Here is a 713-nt window from a genome sequence, read left to right as displayed (position 1 = left end):
GAATGCAAAAACAGTATTAGTCCAATCTATTGCTGCTTCACTCCTCATTGCCAGTGGTACTACCGTTGCTGCTCAAGTAACAAAACAACAAGTTGTTGAACATTATGCAGATGTGGCTCACGCCGTATTTGCTGACTCACTGACGACGGCAAAAACGTTGGAAGTGAAAATCGATGAATTTTTAAAAGCACCATCTGAGGCAAAGCTTGAAGACGTTAAGCAAGCTTGGCTAGAGTCCCGCGTGCCATACCAACAGTCTGAAGTTTTCCGTTTTGGCAACGCAGTAGTCGACGATTGGGAAGGTCAACTTAATGCCTGGCCACTTGACGAAGGTCTTATCGATTATGTAGCTGCTGACTACCAATATGAGCTTGGTAACGAAGGTGCAGCGGCAAATATCATTGCCAACACAAGCCTAACGATCGGCCCGTCTAAGCTTGACGTGGCAAAAATTACTCCAGAATTACTTGCTAGTTTGAACGAAGTAGGTGGCTCAGAAGCAAACGTAGCAACGGGCTATCACGCGATCGAATTTCTTCTATGGGGACAAGATCTGAACGGCACAAATGCAGGTGCAGGTCAGCGTGCTTACACGGACTTTGTTGTTGGTTCTGGTTGTACAAATGGTCACTGCGATCGTCGTGGTGAGTACTTAAAAGCCGCGGCCGATCTACTGATTCAAGATCTTGAATGGATGGAAAAACAGTGGTCTG

Annotated in this window: 1 protein-coding gene; it reads left to right on the top strand. The window is 46.1% G+C overall.

Annotation, left to right across the window (positions count from 1 at the left end; genetic code table 11):
• On the top strand, positions 1-713 hold a 713-nt coding region (locus R7190_RS27430; RefSeq protein WP_318137876.1), incomplete at both ends, for an imelysin family protein.

The sequence above is a fragment of the Vibrio sp. 1078-1 genome (genome assembly GCF_033340475.1).
This window is presented reverse-complemented; position numbering and strand designations above follow the sequence as displayed.